Origin of the sequence: Pseudomonas promysalinigenes (assembly GCF_014269025.2) — a bacterium.
Classification (GTDB): Bacteria; Pseudomonadota; Gammaproteobacteria; order Pseudomonadales; family Pseudomonadaceae; genus Aquipseudomonas; species Aquipseudomonas promysalinigenes.
This window is the reverse complement of the sequence record NZ_CP077094.1, coordinates 3,207,625-3,222,599: the sequence shown is the minus strand read 5'-3', so window position 1 is coordinate 3,222,599 and position 14,975 is coordinate 3,207,625. Positions and strand designations below refer to the sequence as shown.

The 14,975-nt window shown below is 59.9% G+C and carries 19 protein-coding genes; 8 read left to right on the top strand and 11 right to left on the bottom strand.

What is annotated here, in order from left to right:
• The 4 genes from HU725_RS14830 to HU725_RS14815 all read left to right on the top strand — a co-directional run bounded on the left by HU725_RS14830 (nucleotide 1) and on the right by HU725_RS14815 (nucleotide 2,989).
• Nucleotides 1–1,128 (top strand): acyl-CoA dehydrogenase, encoded by a 1,128-nt coding sequence (locus tag HU725_RS14830; RefSeq protein WP_186478528.1) that lies wholly within the window; start codon nucleotides 1–3, stop codon nucleotides 1,126–1,128.
• 12 nt (nucleotides 1,129–1,140) lie between these two features.
• Nucleotides 1,141–1,914: an enoyl-CoA hydratase gene (locus HU725_RS14825; protein WP_060479299.1), complete on the top strand. Its 774-nt coding sequence runs from the start codon at nucleotides 1,141–1,143 to the stop codon at nucleotides 1,912–1,914.
• 289 nt (nucleotides 1,915–2,203) lie between these two features.
• Nucleotides 2,204–2,608, top strand: coding sequence for a TraR/DksA family transcriptional regulator (locus tag HU725_RS14820; RefSeq protein WP_027919101.1), 405 nt, complete (start codon nucleotides 2,204–2,206; stop codon nucleotides 2,606–2,608).
• Nucleotides 2,609–2,794: 186 nt separating this feature from the next.
• Nucleotides 2,795–2,989: a hypothetical protein gene (locus HU725_RS14815; protein ID WP_186478527.1), complete on the top strand. Its 195-nt coding sequence runs from the start codon at nucleotides 2,795–2,797 to the stop codon at nucleotides 2,987–2,989.
• 6 nt (nucleotides 2,990–2,995) lie between these two features.
• Here the strand turns inward: HU725_RS14815 and HU725_RS14810 are convergent, their stop codons facing one another.
• Nucleotides 2,996–3,193: a hypothetical protein gene (locus HU725_RS14810; protein WP_060479297.1), complete on the bottom strand. Its 198-nt coding sequence runs from the start codon at nucleotides 3,191–3,193 to the stop codon at nucleotides 2,996–2,998.
• Between the two features lie 307 nt (nucleotides 3,194–3,500).
• Between HU725_RS14810 and HU725_RS14805 the strand changes: the two genes are divergently transcribed.
• The gene (locus HU725_RS14805; protein WP_186478526.1) at nucleotides 3,501–3,971 is read left to right on the top strand and encodes a hypothetical protein; all 471 of its coding nucleotides are present in this window, start codon (nucleotides 3,501–3,503) and stop codon (nucleotides 3,969–3,971) included.
• On the top strand, nucleotides 3,968–4,180 hold the full coding sequence (locus tag HU725_RS14800; protein WP_186478525.1) for a hypothetical protein: 213 nt from the start codon (nucleotides 3,968–3,970) through the stop codon (nucleotides 4,178–4,180). Before HU725_RS14805 ends, HU725_RS14800 begins: the two co-directional genes overlap by 4 nt.
• Nucleotides 4,181–4,191: 11 nt before the next feature.
• On the opposite strand, the gene HU725_RS14795 is transcribed toward HU725_RS14800, so the two are convergent.
• From HU725_RS14795 to HU725_RS14765, 7 genes are all read right to left on the bottom strand, one after another.
• Complete coding sequence (locus tag HU725_RS14795) at nucleotides 4,192–4,557, bottom strand: Na+/H+ antiporter subunit G (RefSeq protein ID WP_060479294.1); 366 nt, start codon at nucleotides 4,555–4,557, stop codon at nucleotides 4,192–4,194.
• Nucleotides 4,554–4,832, bottom strand: coding sequence for a K+/H+ antiporter subunit F (locus HU725_RS14790; protein ID WP_060479293.1), 279 nt, complete (start codon nucleotides 4,830–4,832; stop codon nucleotides 4,554–4,556). Before HU725_RS14790 ends, HU725_RS14795 begins: the two co-directional genes overlap by 4 nt.
• On the bottom strand, nucleotides 4,829–5,317 hold the full coding sequence (locus HU725_RS14785; RefSeq protein WP_186478524.1) for a Na+/H+ antiporter subunit E: 489 nt from the start codon (nucleotides 5,315–5,317) through the stop codon (nucleotides 4,829–4,831). The genes HU725_RS14790 and HU725_RS14785 overlap by 4 nt, the downstream gene beginning before the upstream one ends.
• On the bottom strand, nucleotides 5,314–6,993 hold the full coding sequence (locus HU725_RS14780; RefSeq protein ID WP_186478523.1) for a monovalent cation/H+ antiporter subunit D: 1,680 nt from the start codon (nucleotides 6,991–6,993) through the stop codon (nucleotides 5,314–5,316). The genes HU725_RS14785 and HU725_RS14780 overlap by 4 nt, the downstream gene beginning before the upstream one ends.
• Entirely contained in the window at nucleotides 6,990–7,334 is a 345-nt protein-coding gene (locus HU725_RS14775; protein ID WP_003250128.1) for a Na+/H+ antiporter subunit C, read from the bottom strand. The genes HU725_RS14780 and HU725_RS14775 overlap by 4 nt, the downstream gene beginning before the upstream one ends.
• Nucleotides 7,334–10,249: a monovalent cation/H+ antiporter subunit A gene (locus HU725_RS14770; protein ID WP_186478522.1), complete on the bottom strand. Its 2,916-nt coding sequence runs from the start codon at nucleotides 10,247–10,249 to the stop codon at nucleotides 7,334–7,336. The genes HU725_RS14775 and HU725_RS14770 overlap by 1 nt, the downstream gene beginning before the upstream one ends.
• Before the next feature lie 149 nt (nucleotides 10,250–10,398).
• Nucleotides 10,399–11,349, bottom strand: coding sequence for a DMT family transporter (locus tag HU725_RS14765; RefSeq protein WP_186478521.1), 951 nt, complete (start codon nucleotides 11,347–11,349; stop codon nucleotides 10,399–10,401).
• A gap of 82 nt (nucleotides 11,350–11,431) precedes the next feature.
• On the opposite strand from HU725_RS14765, the gene HU725_RS14760 reads away from it, so the two are divergent.
• A complete protein-coding gene (locus HU725_RS14760) occupies nucleotides 11,432–11,995 on the top strand; it encodes a helix-turn-helix domain-containing protein (RefSeq protein WP_186478520.1) in 564 nt (187 codons plus the stop codon).
• 85 nt (nucleotides 11,996–12,080) lie between these two features.
• Here the strand turns inward: HU725_RS14760 and soxR are convergent, their stop codons facing one another.
• Nucleotides 12,081–12,533, bottom strand: coding sequence for a redox-sensitive transcriptional activator SoxR (soxR, locus tag HU725_RS14755; RefSeq protein ID WP_186478519.1), 453 nt, complete (start codon nucleotides 12,531–12,533; stop codon nucleotides 12,081–12,083).
• 85 nt (nucleotides 12,534–12,618) lie between these two features.
• Here soxR and HU725_RS14750 point away from each other — a divergent pair, with 85 nt between their 5' ends.
• Nucleotides 12,619–12,999: an antibiotic biosynthesis monooxygenase gene (locus HU725_RS14750; protein ID WP_186478518.1), complete on the top strand. Its 381-nt coding sequence runs from the start codon at nucleotides 12,619–12,621 to the stop codon at nucleotides 12,997–12,999.
• Here HU725_RS14750 and HU725_RS14745 read toward each other — a convergent pair.
• Together HU725_RS14745 and HU725_RS14740 are read right to left on the bottom strand one after the other, a co-directional pair.
• Complete coding sequence (locus tag HU725_RS14745) at nucleotides 12,978–13,748, bottom strand: alpha/beta hydrolase family protein (RefSeq protein WP_060479320.1); 771 nt, start codon at nucleotides 13,746–13,748, stop codon at nucleotides 12,978–12,980. The two genes, HU725_RS14750 and HU725_RS14745, sit on opposite strands and share 22 nt — an antisense overlap.
• A complete protein-coding gene (locus tag HU725_RS14740) occupies nucleotides 13,732–14,844 on the bottom strand; it encodes a DUF3182 family protein (RefSeq protein ID WP_186478517.1) in 1,113 nt (370 codons plus the stop codon). The genes HU725_RS14745 and HU725_RS14740 overlap by 17 nt, the downstream gene beginning before the upstream one ends.
• Nucleotides 14,845–14,975: the final 131 nt, after the last annotated feature.

The following is a 14,975-nucleotide window of genomic DNA, read 5'->3' as shown; positions in this document are numbered from 1 at the left end:
ATGCTGGTAACTGACGAGCAACAACAGATCGCCGACGCGGTAAGGGCTTTCGCCCAGGAACGCTTGAAACCATTTGCCGAGCAATGGGACAAAGAGCACCGCTTCCCGAAAGAGGCTGTCGCAGAGATGGCCGAGCTGGGCTTGTTCGGGATGCTGGTGCCTGAGCAGTGGGGCGGCAGCGACACCGGTTATGTAGCCTATGCCATGGCGTTGGAGGAGATCGCTGCGGGTGACGGCGCCTGCTCTACCATCATGAGCGTACACAACTCGGTGGGTTGCGTGCCTATCCTGCGGTTCGGCAGCGAGCAGCAGAAAGCACAGTTTCTCACGCCGCTGGCCAGCGGCGCGATGCTTGGGGCCTTTGCCCTGACAGAGCCGCAGGCGGGTTCCGATGCCAGTAGCCTTAAGACCCGAGCACGCCTTGAAGGTGATCATTATGTGCTCAGTGGCAGCAAGCAATTCATCACCTCGGGGCAGCACGCAGGTGTGGTGATCGTGTTCGCCGTGACCGACCCCGCTGCTGGCAAGCGCGGCATCAGCGCCTTCCTCGTGCCCACCGATTCGCCGGGCTACCAGGTGGCGCGTGTCGAAGACAAGCTCGGCCAGCATGCCTCCGACACCTGCCAGATCGTCTTCGACAATGTTCGCATACCGGTGGCCAACCGCCTGGGCGAGGAGGGTGAGGGCTACAAGATTGCTTTGGCAAATCTGGAAGGCGGGCGTATCGGTATCGCCTCGCAGGCAGTGGGCATGGCCCGGGCGGCGTTCGAAGTCGCGCGCGACTATGCCAATGAGCGGCACAGCTTCGGCAAGCGGTTGATCGATCATCAGGCAGTGGCCTTCCGCCTGGCCGACATGGCAACCCAGGTTGCCGTGGCGCGGCAGATGGTGTTGCATGCCGCAGCGCTTCGAGATGCCGGGCACCCAGCATTGGTGCAAGCCTCAATGGCCAAGCTTTTTGCCTCTGAAATGGCCGAAAAGGTCTGTTCGGATGCCTTGCAGACCCTTGGCGGATATGGCTACCTGAGTGACTTTCCGCTGGAACGGATCTACCGCGACGTTCGGGTCTGCCAGATCTACGAAGGCACCAGCGATATTCAGCGCATGGTCATTGCGCGCAATCTGTGAAGGAGAGACTGCATGGCATTTGAAACCATCCTGTTGGACATACACGGCAAGGTCGGCCTGATTACCCTCAACCGTCCGCAGGCGCTAAACGCACTGAACGCGCAGATTGTCGGCGAGATCAACCAGGCGCTGGACCAGCTGGAGCGGGATCCGAACATTGGCTGTGTGGTGTTGACCGGCTCTGCCAAGGCCTTTGCCGCCGGTGCTGACATCAAGGAGATGGCTGAACTGCACTACCCGCAGATATACGTCGACGACCTGTTCACGGATGCCGATCGCATCGCCAGCCGGCGCAAACCGATCATCGCCGCTGTGTCCGGCTTCGCCTTGGGCGGTGGCTGCGAACTGGCCATGATGTGCGACTTCATCATCGCTGCCGACAATGCCAAGTTCGGCCAACCGGAAATCAACCTGGGTGTGTTGCCGGGCATGGGCGGCACTCAGCGCTTGACCCGGGCAGTTGGCAAGGCCAAGGCCATGGAGCTTTGCTTGACTGGTCGCCTGATGGGGGCTGAGGAAGCCGAGCGTGCTGGGCTGGTAGCGCGCATCGTGCCGCAGGCAGAGTTGCTGGAAGAAGCGCTGAAAGTGGCCGCGACCATTGCCAGCAAGTCGATCCCCATCAGCATGATGGTCAAGGAAAGCGTCAACCGCGCCTTCGAGGTCACCCTCAGCGAGGGCGTGCGTTTCGAGCGACGTGTGTTCCATGCAGCCTTCGCCACCGCTGACCAGAAAGAAGGCATGGCGGCCTTCATCGCCAAACGCGAGGCGCAGTTCGAAGATCGCTGATCTCGACACCTCGCTATCGAAGAGCAATGCCTGTGTATTGAGCGCCACGTTATCCTTCGGGAACGCGTGGCGCGTTGCTTTATGTAACCGTTTCGAGTGCCAGCTGGCGGATTCCAGTACTTTTCGGGCAATTTCCCCCGTGTTTGCTGTTGCTCATGGCGGCTTGGCGCCTTAGACTGCCGCCCCCTGTAAAAGAGTGCCAGTTGGCGCTTGAAGAATTCCGTTGCCGGTGCCGAGGCACCGGCGGCACCTGAATCGCCCAAATGCACATTTTTTCATAGAGAAATCGATGACCAAGGAACAGTTGCTGGCCATGTCGGCCGATGACTACATGAACGCTGACCAGCTGGCTTTCTTCGCTGGCCTGCTGCAGGCGATGAAAGTCGAAACCCATGAACGCATCGAGTTGAGCCGTGCCACCATCGAAGGCCTGGATACCCCTTCGGATCCTGCTGACGTAGCTTCGGTCGAGGAAGAGCGTAGCTGGCTGGTCAATGCCATCGACCGCGACCAGCGCTTGCTGCCGCAGCTTGAAATGGCCCTGGACCGTATCTCGGACGAGAGCTTTGGCTGGTGCGATGACAGCGGTGAGCCGATTGGCCTGAAGCGTCTGCTGATCAGCCCGACCACCAAATACTGCATCGAAGCCCAGGAGCGCCACGAGCAGCTCGATCGTCATCAGCGTCAGGTCTGATCCGGCACAGTGTGCCAAGCCCCATGGAGAAATCCCTGGGGCTTTTTGCGTTTGTGCTGGGCCAAACCTCGCAAGATTTATTGCCTCAGGCGTAACACTGCTATACCGGGATGCGCTGTTTCGTCAACGGACCAGGGCGTATCATGACCTGATTGTTAGGGTGCTATCTAAGTGCCGGAGGGCGTGATGAACAGCCAAGTCAATGTTGCGGTGATGATCGGTTCAGGTGTGCCTACGGGCATGCAGATCCAGGGCAAGCGGGTGTGTTGGGTCGTTTTGGTAAATGGCGAGCGCCGTGGTACAGCGTTCGCCACCCGTGGCGAGGCTCTGGAGTGTCAGGCTGCGTGGCTTGAGCTTCTGCAACGAGGGCATGCAGCCTGAGCGCTGTCAGGCTTCGAGGCTGCGGGCCAGCGCGCAGGCATCGCGATGCAGACGGCGGAAGCCTTTGACGCGGCCTGTGGCGCTTTCGGTAACGTGAAAGAACTCGATACCTGCGGGTATGACGACGAAGCGTGGCCTGTAGCACACGCAGGTTCGGTAAGAAATGTTCTTTACCTCTCGACGGATTTCGGTGTTTTCGTGCATATTCATTCCCCGGTAATGCGCTGATGGATACCTGAGCCCGTTCTGCCTAGGGGGCTGCAGTTATCTATCGCATCTTTTCTGGCGGGTTTGTTGTCAGACATTACGCTTCCCTGATAGGGAATAGGCCTAAAGCCTGCGATAAGGCCATATCTGGCAAGCCAGAGTAAAGTTTCCTGCGAGCTGCATCGCCAGCAAGCACAGACGTTTCGAGCTCCACTTAATTATTCTTTTCGCCTATCGAATTGAAATCGCCGTGCCTCACTGACGCTGAGTGAGGACGGATGTCACAGGTTTGAGGATTACTTCATTGGCAGTCAGTACACTGGATACCCACGCATTGTTTGCCCTGGGCGATTTGCGTGGCAAGTTGGCCAAGCTGTTTCAAGGCCGTTTCATTTATGTCACCGAACAAAACCCTGAAGGCCTTTACATGGCTGAGATCGACACCGAAAGCGCTTTGGTGGTCGATGACAAGCAGCGCCTGGAGCTGAAAGTAGGCGATCACTTCCGCGCCGCGGTTCTGCCTAGCCGGGAAGGCGGCAAGCTGGAAATGCGCTTTCGCGAAATCAAGCTGAACGTTTATGGCGTCGGCGACTACGCATTCGTAACGGTGCCGGAAGGCGAAGGTATCGTGTTCCGCGAAGGCCACGGTGTGATGCTGGTCTTTGCGGCACAGCAACAGGTTCAAGAAGGTTTGGGCAAATTACTCAAGGCGGTAACCGGCAAGGTCGCTAAATGGCGCAAGGGCGAGCTGACCACGTTCAAGGCCAGCGAGTGAGCAACCTTAACGAGGAGCCTGGTACACGTGCTGAGTTTCATCGGCAGCACCAGGCACAGGCACTGGCTGAGGCCCAGCGCTTGCTGGGGCAGCGTGGCGCCATGGGGAGTGGCTGGTTGAGCTGGGTGGCGGCCCAGTTGTATCAGCTGGGCCCGCCTCCTTATGTCGCCATGGTCCGGCGCGAGTTACAGCGCCTCAACGAAGCTTGAGCCCAGCCGTCTCAGTGGCCGCGGTCTCGACCACTGCTCACTTCTGCGGGCACGGATTCTTTGGACCTGCGCTTGCGGAACAGCGCTGCACGAGCAAGCAACAGCGTTGTTACCGGCACGGTAATCGACAGCAGGATCGGTATCAGCCAGGCATGCAGCACTGGGCTGCTTTTGAGCCATGAAAAGTAGATGATCGATGCCAATGCCACGCACCAGGCGCCGATGGTTGATGCAAGCGCCGGTGGATGCATGCGTTGAAAGTAGTCTTTCAGGCGCAGCAGGCCAATGGCACCGATCAGCGCGAATACGCTACCAATCAGTAACAGTGCGGCAGTAGCCAGCTCAAGCCAGAAGGGCAGTTGAAGGGCTTCGGTCATTCGATCACCTCACCACGTAGCAGGAATTTCGCCAGGGCGAACGAACCCACAAAGCCGAACAGAGCAATCAGCAATGCACCTTCGAAGTAGGTGTCACTGGCGTAGCGTATCCCTAGTACCAGCATGGTCAGCATGCCCAGAATGTACAGATAGTCCAGGGCCAGCACCCGGTCCTGCGCTGAAGGCCCGCGAAACAGCCGTATCAGCGTCAAACCCATCGCCAGGGCGAAGATGAACAGGCTGGCGAGAACCGCGTTGGCGAGCAGGCCTGTCATTGGAAGATCTCCATTAAAGGGCGTTCGTAGGTGAGTTTGAAATGCTCGATGAAGGCCGCTTCATCGTGCAGCTCGAACACATGCAGCAGCAGCACGCTGCGATCCAGGGCCAGCTCCGACCATACGGTACCCGGCACGACGGTTGTGATCATTGCCAATGCCGCGAGGCCGTGGGCGTCGCGCAGGTCCAGCGGAATATGCACGAAGGCCGAACGCGGTGGACGCTGCCGAGCACGCAGTACGGTGCTAGCGACTTGCAGGTTGGACCGAACCACATCCATGCCTACACGACAAATCAGCTTTATCGTCACCCAAGGTTTTCGCACGTGGGCGTGTTGCGGACGCAGCGGTGCCATCAGCATTGGTGCCAGGACGCCCAGTGCGGCCCCAAGCAACAGGTTGCCGGGGCTGACTGAGAGATTCAACAGCAGCCACAGCAAGAACAAGGCCGCCGACAGCAGCGGAGCGGGGAACAGTCGGCTCATGGCTGCACCTGTACATTAGGTGTTGTGGGGCCGGGTAGAGGCCGGGCGGCCATCACGGCTTCGATATAGGCATCCGGCGCCTGGAGGCTGGCGGCTGTGTCCTGGGTGTAGCGCAACAACGGTCCGGCCCTGACGCTGAGGATCATACACAAGCCGAGGAGGATCACGATCGGCAGGCACTCAAACCCGCGCAGCGCGGGCGAAGGGCGTTCTTCGGGTTTCCAGAAGCGCTGGATGCCTACTCGGCCGAAGGCGATAAGCGAGGCCATGCCCCCGAGAATCAGCAGCGCCACTAGTACCCAGCCTGCAGGTTGGAGCGCAGATTCGGCTGGCATTCCCAAGCCTTGCGGATTGAACAGCGCGTTGATCAGGTTGAGTTTGCTGACGAACCCGGACAGCGGCGGCATGCCGATAATCAGCAGGGCGCAGGCGATGAAGCTAAGGCCTAGAAATGCCATGGTCCAAGGGATGATCTGGCCGATCACCGCTTTCTGCTCGTCGTCAAGGTTGATGCCCTTGGGCGGATGCAGCGACTCAAGCGGCGGAGGCATCGCATCTTCTTCCTCCTCCAGCGGCATCTCGTTGGCCGAGCGCGAGCGCTCGATCAGCTCGGCGAGCAAGAACAGTGCGCACAGCGCGAGGGTCGAGTTGACCAGGTAGAACAGGGCTGCGCCAGTGAGTGCTGGCTGGGCGAAACCCAGCGCCCCCAGCAGTGTGCCAGCAGAAACCAGGATGCTCAGCGCAGCCATGCGCTCCAGGCGCTGTGCGGCCAGTATCGACACCGTCGCCACGGCCAAGGTGACCAGCCCCCCATAGACCAGCCATTGCCCACCGAAATGCGCCGAGGCCCCGGCCTGCCCGGAGAATAGCAGCGTCCACAGTCGCAGAACCGCATACAGACCGACCTTGGTCATGATGGCGAACAGTGCGGCGACTGGCGCACTGGCTGAGGCGTAGGCAGGGACCAGCCAGAAATTCAGCGGCCAGATCCCGGCCTTGGCTAGAAACGCCATCGCCAGGATTGCCGCACCTGCGTGCAGCAAACCACGATCCGCTTCAGGCACTAACGGAATCTTCAACGCCAGGTCAGCCATATTCAGGGTGCCGGTGACGCCATACAGCATCGCTGCGCCAATCAGAAACAGGGAGGAGGCGAACAGGTTGATGGCGATATAGTGCAGCCCGGCGCGCACCCGCGCTCTGCCCGAACCATGGAGCAGCAGGCCGTAGGATGCGGCTAGCAGCACTTCGAAAAACACGAACAGGTTGAACAGGTCGGCAGTGAGAAATGCGCCATACAGGCCCATCAGCTGGATCTGGAACAACGCATGAAAGCTGGCCCCCGCGCCGTCCCACCGAGCTCTGGCGAACAATAGCGCGCTGACGCCGATAACCCCGGTGAGGGTCAGCATCAGGGCCGAGAGGTGGTCCACCACCAGTACGATGCCAAAGGGCGCGGGCCAGTTGCCCGGTAGATAGACGCCGATCGACTCCGCCTGGCCTTGTGCACGCACCCACATCAACAGCGTTACAGCGACTCCCAGCCCTGCGAAGGTGGAGAGCAGGTTCAAGCGAGCCTTGAGCGGGCGGTGCTTTTCACCCAGCAACAGCATCACTGCTGCCGTCAGCAGGGGTAGCAGGATGGGCGCAACCATCAGTTGGCTAATGCCACTCATTCGTCACGCTCCCGGCCGTCCACATGGTCAGTGCCGGTCAGACCCCGCGAGGCCAGCAGTACTACCAGGAAAAGTGCGGTCATGGCAAAGCTGATAACGATGGCGGTGAGCACCAGCGCTTGCGGCAGCGGGTCGGTGTAATGCAGCAGGTCCTGAGTCACGCCATCTTTGATGATCGGCTCCTTGCCGATGAACAGGCTGCCCATGCTGAAAATGAACAGGTTGACGCCATACGACAACAGGCATAGCCCCATGATCACCTGATAGGTGCGTGGGCGCAGGATCAACCATACCCCCGATGCTGCCAATACGCCGATGGCGACTGCAATGACTTCTTCCATCAGGCGGCTCCTGCTTGGCTGGACTTCGGCGGGTTCGCCGGGCGGTAAGCCCGTACTGATTGGTGCGCCAGAGCGGTGAGAATCAGTAGGGTCGAGCCCACTACCACGGTGTACACACCAATGTCGAAAAGCAGCGCACTGGCCACGTGCATGTCGCCGAGCAGCGGCACGTGTAGGTGAGCAGTATGGGTAGTGAGGAACGGGTACCCCAGCAACATGGCGCCGACCCCGGTCAAGGTGGCGCAGAGCAGCCCGGTGCCCATCCAGCGCAAGGGCCGCAGGCTCATCTGTGCTTCGACCCACTGGGTGCCTGCCACCATGTATTGGAGAATGAACGCTACCGACATCACCAGGCCAGCGACAAAGCCGCCACCTGGCTGGTTGTGGCCACGCATGAACAGGTACATCGACACCAGCAGGGCGATGGGCAGCAGCAGGCGCACCAATACGGCTGGCACCATCATGAAGCCCAGAGCGGTGTCGGTCGCATGCCGTGGGTTGATCAAGTCGGTTACCAGGTCTGGAGCCAACTGCCGCTGCTGAGCTGGCAACTGCATGCTCTCTTTCGGCGGGCGGAAACGGCGCAGCAGCGCGAATACGGTCAGCGCGACGGCCACCAGCACAGTGATCTCGCCGAGGGTGTCGAAACCTCGGAAGTCCACCAGCATGACATTGACCACGTTGGTACCACCGCCTTGGGGCAGGGCGCGGCTGAGATAGAACGAAGAAATGTCGTTGGGCGTCGGCCGGGTAAGCATGGCATAAGACAGAAGGGCCATACCGCCCCCGACCAGCACAGCCAGCAGCAGGTCGCGCAGGCGCCGGGCACGGGCTCGATCACGGCTGCCAGGCAGTGGCGAGACGCCTTCGATACGCCGTGGCAGCCAGCGCAAGCCCAGCAAAATCAGTACCGTGGTTACCACTTCGACGACCAGTTGAGTCAGAGCCAGATCAGGGGCTGAAAACCATACGAATGTGATGCAGGTCATAAGGCCGCAGACACCGACCATGATCAAGGCGGCCAAACGGTGGTACTTGGCCTGCCAGGCGGCACCGATGGCACAGGCAATGGCGATCAACCAGAGCGCGACAAATACCCCGGAGCCTGGAATCTTTGGCCGATCTCCCCAGCTCAGGCCGCTGTAGAGCATGGGGGTGAGGCCGGCGATGAAGGCGGCCAATACCAGCATGAACAGCTGTGATTGCAGGCGGCGGCTAGTGGTCACACGCTCGACTCGCCTAGCTATTAGCATCAGCTGGACCTGGCCTTGCTCGAACAGGCGCTTGCCATTGAAGCGTTCGATCAGCGGCGGGTAGGGGAAGCGGCCCCGACGCAGCTGTTTGCGCAGCAGCAGATAGAGAACGATACCGCCGCTCATGGCGAGCAAGCTCATCATCAGCGGTGCGTTCCAGCCGTGCCAGATAGCCAGGCTGTAGTCTGGCAAGGTACCGCCCACCACTGGCAGTGCAGCGGCAGCCAGCAGTGGGCCCACCGATTGAGACGGAAAGATGCCAACCACCAGGCAGGCCAGCACCAGCAGCTCCACGGGCGCACGCATCCAGCGCGGAGGTTCATGGGGCGTGTGCGGCAGATCGGTAGCGGGCGGCCCGAAGAATACGTCAACGGTGAAACGCAAGGCGTAGGCCACACTGAAGGTGCCGGCGAGGGTGGCGATAACTGGCAGTGCGGCTTCGACCCAAGCAGTGGAGCTGATGAATACGGTTTCGGCGAAGAACATCTCTTTGGACAGGAAGCCATTCATCAACGGCACCCCTGCCATCGCCGCGCTGGCTACCATGGCCAGGGTCGCGGTGTAGGGAACCAGGCGTATCAAGCCACTCAGTCGCCGTATGTCACGAGTGCCGCTTTCATGGTCGATGATCCCGGCGGCCATGAACAGCGAGGCCTTGAAGGTGGCGTGGTTAAGGATGTGAAACACTGCGGCGACCGCAGCAAGCGGGCTGTTGAGTCCCAGCAGCAGGGTGATCAGGCCCAGGTGGCTGATTGTCGAGTAAGCCAGCAGGCCCTTGAGGTCGTTTTGGAACATTGCCGCGAACGCGCCCAGCAGCAAAGTTATGGCACCTGCGCCGCCGACGATCCAGAACCACTCATCACTGCCCGACAACACGGGCCAGAGGCGAGCCAGCAGGAATACACCGGCCTTGACCATCGTTGCCGAGTGCAGGTAGGCGGAAACCGGAGTGGGAGCCGCCATGGCGTGGGGCAGCCAGAACTGGAAGGGGAATTGCGCACTCTTGCTCAATGCGCCGATCAGGATCAGTGGCAGCAATACCGGATAAAGTGAGTGTTGGCGAATGGCTTCGCCGGCAGCCAAAACCTTGTCCAGGTCGTAGCTGCCCACCACATGGCCGAGCAGAAGCGCCCCGACCAGCAGGCACAGACCACCTGCGCCAGTAACCATCAAGGCCATGTAGGCGCCGCGGCGCGCGTCTGCGCGGTGGTGCCAGTAGCCGATCAGCAGGAAGGAAAAGAGGCTGGTCAGCTCCCAGAAAAATACCAGCTGGATCAGGTTGCCGGAGATTACCAGGCCGAGCATGGCCCCCATGAATGCCAGGAAGAAAGCGAAAAATCGGGGTACTGGGTCCTGCGGTGACATGTAGTAGCGTGCGTACAGCGATACCAGAGTGCCGATGCCCAGTACCAGCAACGAGAACAACCAGGCGAAACCGTCCATGCGCAGCACAAAATTCAGGCCAAGGCTCGGTAACCACAGGAGTTCTTCGCGAATTACGCCGCCGTGAGCGATCTGCGGATACAGCAGTGCTACCTGGACGGTGCCGACCAGGGCAACGAGCCCGGCTAAGACGGACTCGGCATTACGCGCGTTGTGCGGCAGGACAGCTGCCAGACAACTGCCCAGGAACGGCAGAAGCAGTAGCACTATCAATGACATAGCGTTCTATTCTTGAAAGGTTTGCAAGGATCATACGTGCCGGGCCGTTTATCACCAACACGCAAGCTGTCGCAGAATCCTACAAAAGCGCTGTGACAAGCTGTTTTTTTATGACAGTTTTTTACAGAGCATAGTTTGCAAGTGGCGTTTCACAGGCCGATCTCTTGCTCGTGTGTCCCTGGCGTCTGCAAGGTTTCGCTCACTTGACGGTTGCGGCGAAGCTTTAGCTCGCTGACCACTACGGCAATGACGATCAACAGACCACCCAGCAATGCAATACCTGGCAGGCGCTCGCCGGCGATGCGCCCAACGATGCCTGCCCACACGGGTTCTCCCGCATAGATCAACGTGGCGCGCGTGGGTGACACCGACTTTTGCGCCCAATTCATCGCCACTTGGATCACCGCGCTCATGGCCCCTAGGCCTAACGCGCTAAGCAATAGCAACCAGGAGAAGTCAGGCAGACGTTCCTGGGTGGGGACAACCATCAGGAACGCTAGCAGCGAAGCGGTGGCCAATTGCACCACGGTGACGCGGCGCACATCCACTTGGCCTGCGAAGCGGCTGATCAGGATGATCTCGGCGGCGATGGCCACTGCGCTTACCAGAGTGACCACTTCACCTTCACTGAAATGTAAGGCGCCTCCCTCGGGGCCGGCCAGCAACATCAAGCCAATGAAGGCCAGGCCGATGCCGATGCTAGGCATGAGCCCTGGTCGGCGCCCCAACACCAGCCATTGTAAAAGTGGTACGAAAGGTACGTAGAGCGCAGTAATGAACGCTGACTGGCTGCTGCTGATGGTCTGCAGGCCCATGGTCTGCAAGCCGTAGCCCAGCATGATCGACACCCCGATCAACATGCCGGCCTTCAGTTCAGTGAAGGTCAGGCCTGCCAGTGCCCGCCCCGAAGCCAGCCCGACGAACAGCGCCGCTGCCGCGAAGCGCAGGCCCACGAAGAACATCGGGCCGCTTACAGTCATGACGTTATGGACCAGCAGGAAGGTGCCGCCCCATAGCATGGTGATGAATACCAGCACCATTTCCGCTTTGCTCAGGCGCAAAGACAAGGTGGGCTGCGGGCTGCTGGTTGGCTGGTTCATGATCTTGCGTACTCGGAGAAGGCGGCGCACAATCGCCGCAAATGAGCAGTATACTGCGCAACGGGTAAAGGTGAGCAATATAGTGCACAAAGATTCTTCGCGTCAGGCGTCGGTGCTACAGCATGTCAGCCTCAATGTGCGGCGCCTGCGCAATACAGCTGGCATGAGCCAGAGTGTTTTGGCAGAACGTTCCGGCGTCAGCCGGCGCATGCTGGTGGCGATCGAGGCGGGGGAGAAGAATGTCAGCCTGACGACCCTGGATGCTATTGCACAAGCGCTTGGGGTGGTTTTCAGCACGCTGATTCAAGCGCCCGATCAGCGTGATCCCAGCCGTATCGACGAGCTAGCCTGGGCCGGTGAGCATCCGCAGAGCAAAGCCGTGTTGCTGGCAAGCAGCAGTGCTCGGCGGGAAGTGGAAATCTGGGAGTGGACCCTCGCGCCAGGTGAGCGCTACGCCAGTGAGGCGGATGCCGAGGGTTGGAGTGAACAAATCTATGTGGCCGCAGGCCAACTGACGCTCGTCATCGAAGGCACGGAGCACTGTCTGGAAGTTGGCCAGTTTCATGTCTTCCCCAGCAATTGCCGCTACGCCTACCGTAATGATGGGCACGAACCGGTGCGCTTCGTACGCAACGTGGTGATCTGAGCGGCGCGCCGCAGCGCCCTGCTGACCGGCACCGGGGCACCGAGCAGCTCGTTTTGTCCACGGTAAATAGCCGTTCACGCATCGCTCATGGCAGATGCGGCCCTGGTCCTGCATCAGCCAGGTGGTCCTGGTGATTACGCAGCGGGCACTCTTTTAGCGACATGCAACCACAGCCGATGCAGCCATCGAGTTGGTCGCGCAGCTTGATCATCTGCTCAATACGTTGGCTCAAGTCATCACGCCAGCGCGCCGAAAGGCGCTGCCAGTCTTCGGCGTTGGGCGTGTGATCGCTTGGCAGCTCGGCCAAGGCAGCTGCGATCTGGGCCAATGGTATGCCCAAACGTTGGGCCATCTTGATCACCGCTACCCGCCGCAGCACTGCTCTGGGGTAACGGCGCTGGTTGCCAGCGTTACGCGTGCTATGGATTAGCCCCTTGGTTTCATAGAAATGCAGCGCAGTTACTGCCACGCCGCTGCGGGCAGCCAGTTGGCCGACGCTAAGCATCTTGTCTTCGCTTACAGAGGAGGTAGTAGGCATGAGAAATACTGCTTGACCTAGAGTTAACTCAAGGTTTTACCCTGCTGGCCATTCCCTAGCAACGCTCGTAGGAAGGAGATCTGCCATGACCACCGCGCCACATTCTCTTTGGTTTACCCAGATGATCGAATATGAGGTGCCTTCCACACGCCAGGCAGCGCTGGCTGAAGCACTGATCGCGCGCAGTGAAACGCTGGCTGAGCGCTGCCTGGGGTTGCAGAGCGTCTCTATTGAGGCCAGCGATGATGGCAGCCGGGTTCTGCAATGCTTGCAATGGCAGTCACGGCTAGCGTGGGAGCAAGCTGCCCAGTGGTTCGCTCAAGAGCCTTTTCTGGAATTGCTCAGTCACTATCAGGCGCGGGGCGTCAATTTTGCTGCCTATCAGGCGCTACGCGGGCTGGTGCGAGGCAGCGATGGGGGCTTTCACTGCCCGCTCGCTTCGGATCACGCGTACCAAGGGGCGTAGTGTGGATAGCGGTCAAGACGCGCGCCTATAACCATTTCACTGATCCAGGAGGCAAGGATCGAACTGTACGCTTTCTGGCTCTGCTCGCTGGATAGGGCGTGATCGGCACCGTCGACGGTACGATGGGTCAGCGAATGGGCATTGATGAATGCAGAGCGGTAGCTCATCAAAGTGGTGTGCGGCACGTAGTCATCATGCTCTGACTCCACCAGCAGCACGTCGCCGGCAAATTCGGCGCAGGCGGCCAAGGCCTGATTGTCTGCCGGGCCGAGGACACGTTGGCGGTAGACGTTTAGTCGCTGACGGTCCAGGGCTTGTTTAGGCATGTTCCACTCATCGTCCCAATACATCGCCGGCACCCGCAACGCCAGCCATTTCACCGGCCGTTGCAAGCTGAGGAGGGTTGCCAAATAACCGCCGTAGCTGCTGCCGATGATAGCGATCGCACCGCTGTCCACAGCCGGGTGGCTGACCAGCCGATCGTACGCGACCAACAGGTCTTTCAGATTCTGTTCGCGAGTCACAGTCAGGCGCTGGCCTTCAGTCTTTTCATGGCCACGCAGGTCGAAAGTCATACAAACGCAACCCAGGCCGGTGATGTGCCGGGCCCGAGCCAGATCACGCTGTTGGCTACCGCCCCAGCCATGGACGAAAAGTATGCCGGGCATCTTGGGGCCAGGGCTGACTATGGTGCCGACGATGCTGTCATCATCGACCTGCAATTCCACGGTTTCACTCTGAATGCCGATGCTGGCGGATTCGCGCGTATTTGCTGAGTTGTCCGAGTTCACTGTCGTTTCCCTGATAGAAAAGCGTGGCGTCAGGAGGTAAATCGGGTGCGCCGTACACCTCGTGCGTGGATGCGCATACCTGCAGAAGAGCCGGATCATCAGCAAATGCTTGCAAAGCCAGCAGTTCGGCGCTGCTTGCCCCGCCCATTCGCCAAGATTGCTCAAGCACCCCACTGCGCACCTGGCCTTGGGCTGTAGTGCCCCGGGCAACATCATAATTGCGCCGTGATGCGATGAAGCCTGGGAAGTGCTGCTCGGCAGCATGCTCATAAACCATGGCCTGATTGATCGCCAAGCGCAGGCAATCCTCCATGGGCCGCTGCAATAAAGCGAGATAGTCGCCGCGCACCACGATGAGCTCGGAACCTCCGTATACTTCGGCACCTTGATGGTCACGGGTAAGCTGCTGGGTGCCGTAGTAGCTGCAGGTCAGGCCGGCGACGCGAACCTGGCCGACGCTGAAGGTCTGTACGTTGCTCAGATTTTCTTCCAGTACTAGCCCCCATACTCCCAGCTCTCTTTCATCGATGTTGGCCAGCAGCGGCTCCAGTTCGTCCGCTTGGGTCAAGACTTGCTGGCCACGACCGGCACAGGCGCGCACTGGCTTGATCCTCAGTGGGCCTTCAAGCAGCAGCAACTGGGCCGCGCGACGGGCATCGACTTTACTGAACACCGTATAGCCGCGCAGCAGTGCGGTACTTGCCTGGGGAGCGAACTCGTTGGTCCAGCCATGCGGAAATCGGGCATCAGGCGGGAGCGGGTGGGATATGGCTTTGGTGGCTATGTAAGGTTGGCTAACCAAGCCGCCGAAGAAGTCCTGCTCGCCGGAAATACCCAAGGCGGCATAGCGTTCAGTGTCGACCAGGGTTTCGGTGGGAAGGTAATAGTAGTGAGAGTCTCCCCTAATCGGCGCTTCAGGCAGCACCGCATGGCAGCCCAGAAGCTGCGCCAAGCGAGCGGCCAGCTTCAGGTGTACGGCGTGTTCGTGCTCTGGGGTTCGCTCGCGGGTGTCGAGCAGAACCACGGCAGATTTCCGATGGAGGGCACTGGGCATAGCTAGGTGCCTGTGTGCAATGGATGTACAGGCTGTGAAGCTTCAGTCAGTGGGAAGTTCAGCCCGAATGGACTGACGGTATCGCGTCAGCTGTAGGAATTGTCCTATTCGCAAAGCGTTCAGCGTGATTG

Excerpts from the sequence above, each read along its gene's own strand:
- HU725_RS14830 (WP_186478528.1), top strand. The coding sequence starts at position 1 with ATGCTGGTAACTGACGAGCAACAACAGATCGCCGACGCGGTAAGGGCT.
- HU725_RS14825 (WP_060479299.1), top strand. The coding sequence starts at position 1,141 with ATGGCATTTGAAACCATCCTGTTGGACATACACGGCAAGGTCGGCCTG.
- HU725_RS14820 (WP_027919101.1), top strand. The coding sequence starts at position 2,204 with ATGACCAAGGAACAGTTGCTGGCCATGTCGGCCGATGACTACATGAAC.
- HU725_RS14815 (WP_186478527.1), top strand. The coding sequence starts at position 2,795 with ATGAACAGCCAAGTCAATGTTGCGGTGATGATCGGTTCAGGTGTGCCT.
- HU725_RS14810 (WP_060479297.1), bottom strand. The coding sequence starts at position 3,193 with ATGCACGAAAACACCGAAATCCGTCGAGAGGTAAAGAACATTTCTTAC.
- HU725_RS14795 (WP_060479294.1), bottom strand. The coding sequence starts at position 4,557 with ATGACCGAAGCCCTTCAACTGCCCTTCTGGCTTGAGCTGGCTACTGCC.
- HU725_RS14790 (WP_060479293.1), bottom strand. The coding sequence starts at position 4,832 with ATGACAGGCCTGCTCGCCAACGCGGTTCTCGCCAGCCTGTTCATCTTC.
- HU725_RS14785 (WP_186478524.1), bottom strand. The coding sequence starts at position 5,317 with ATGAGCCGACTGTTCCCCGCTCCGCTGCTGTCGGCGGCCTTGTTCTTG.
- HU725_RS14780 (WP_186478523.1), bottom strand. The coding sequence starts at position 6,993 with ATGAGTGGCATTAGCCAACTGATGGTTGCGCCCATCCTGCTACCCCTG.
- HU725_RS14775 (WP_003250128.1), bottom strand. The coding sequence starts at position 7,334 with ATGGAAGAAGTCATTGCAGTCGCCATCGGCGTATTGGCAGCATCGGGG.
- HU725_RS14770 (WP_186478522.1), bottom strand. The coding sequence starts at position 10,249 with ATGTCATTGATAGTGCTACTGCTTCTGCCGTTCCTGGGCAGTTGTCTG.
- HU725_RS14765 (WP_186478521.1), bottom strand. The coding sequence starts at position 11,349 with ATGAACCAGCCAACCAGCAGCCCGCAGCCCACCTTGTCTTTGCGCCTG.
- soxR (WP_186478519.1), bottom strand. The coding sequence starts at position 12,533 with ATGCCTACTACCTCCTCTGTAAGCGAAGACAAGATGCTTAGCGTCGGC.
- HU725_RS14750 (WP_186478518.1), top strand. The coding sequence starts at position 12,619 with ATGACCACCGCGCCACATTCTCTTTGGTTTACCCAGATGATCGAATAT.
- HU725_RS14740 (WP_186478517.1), bottom strand. The coding sequence starts at position 14,844 with ATGCCCAGTGCCCTCCATCGGAAATCTGCCGTGGTTCTGCTCGACACC.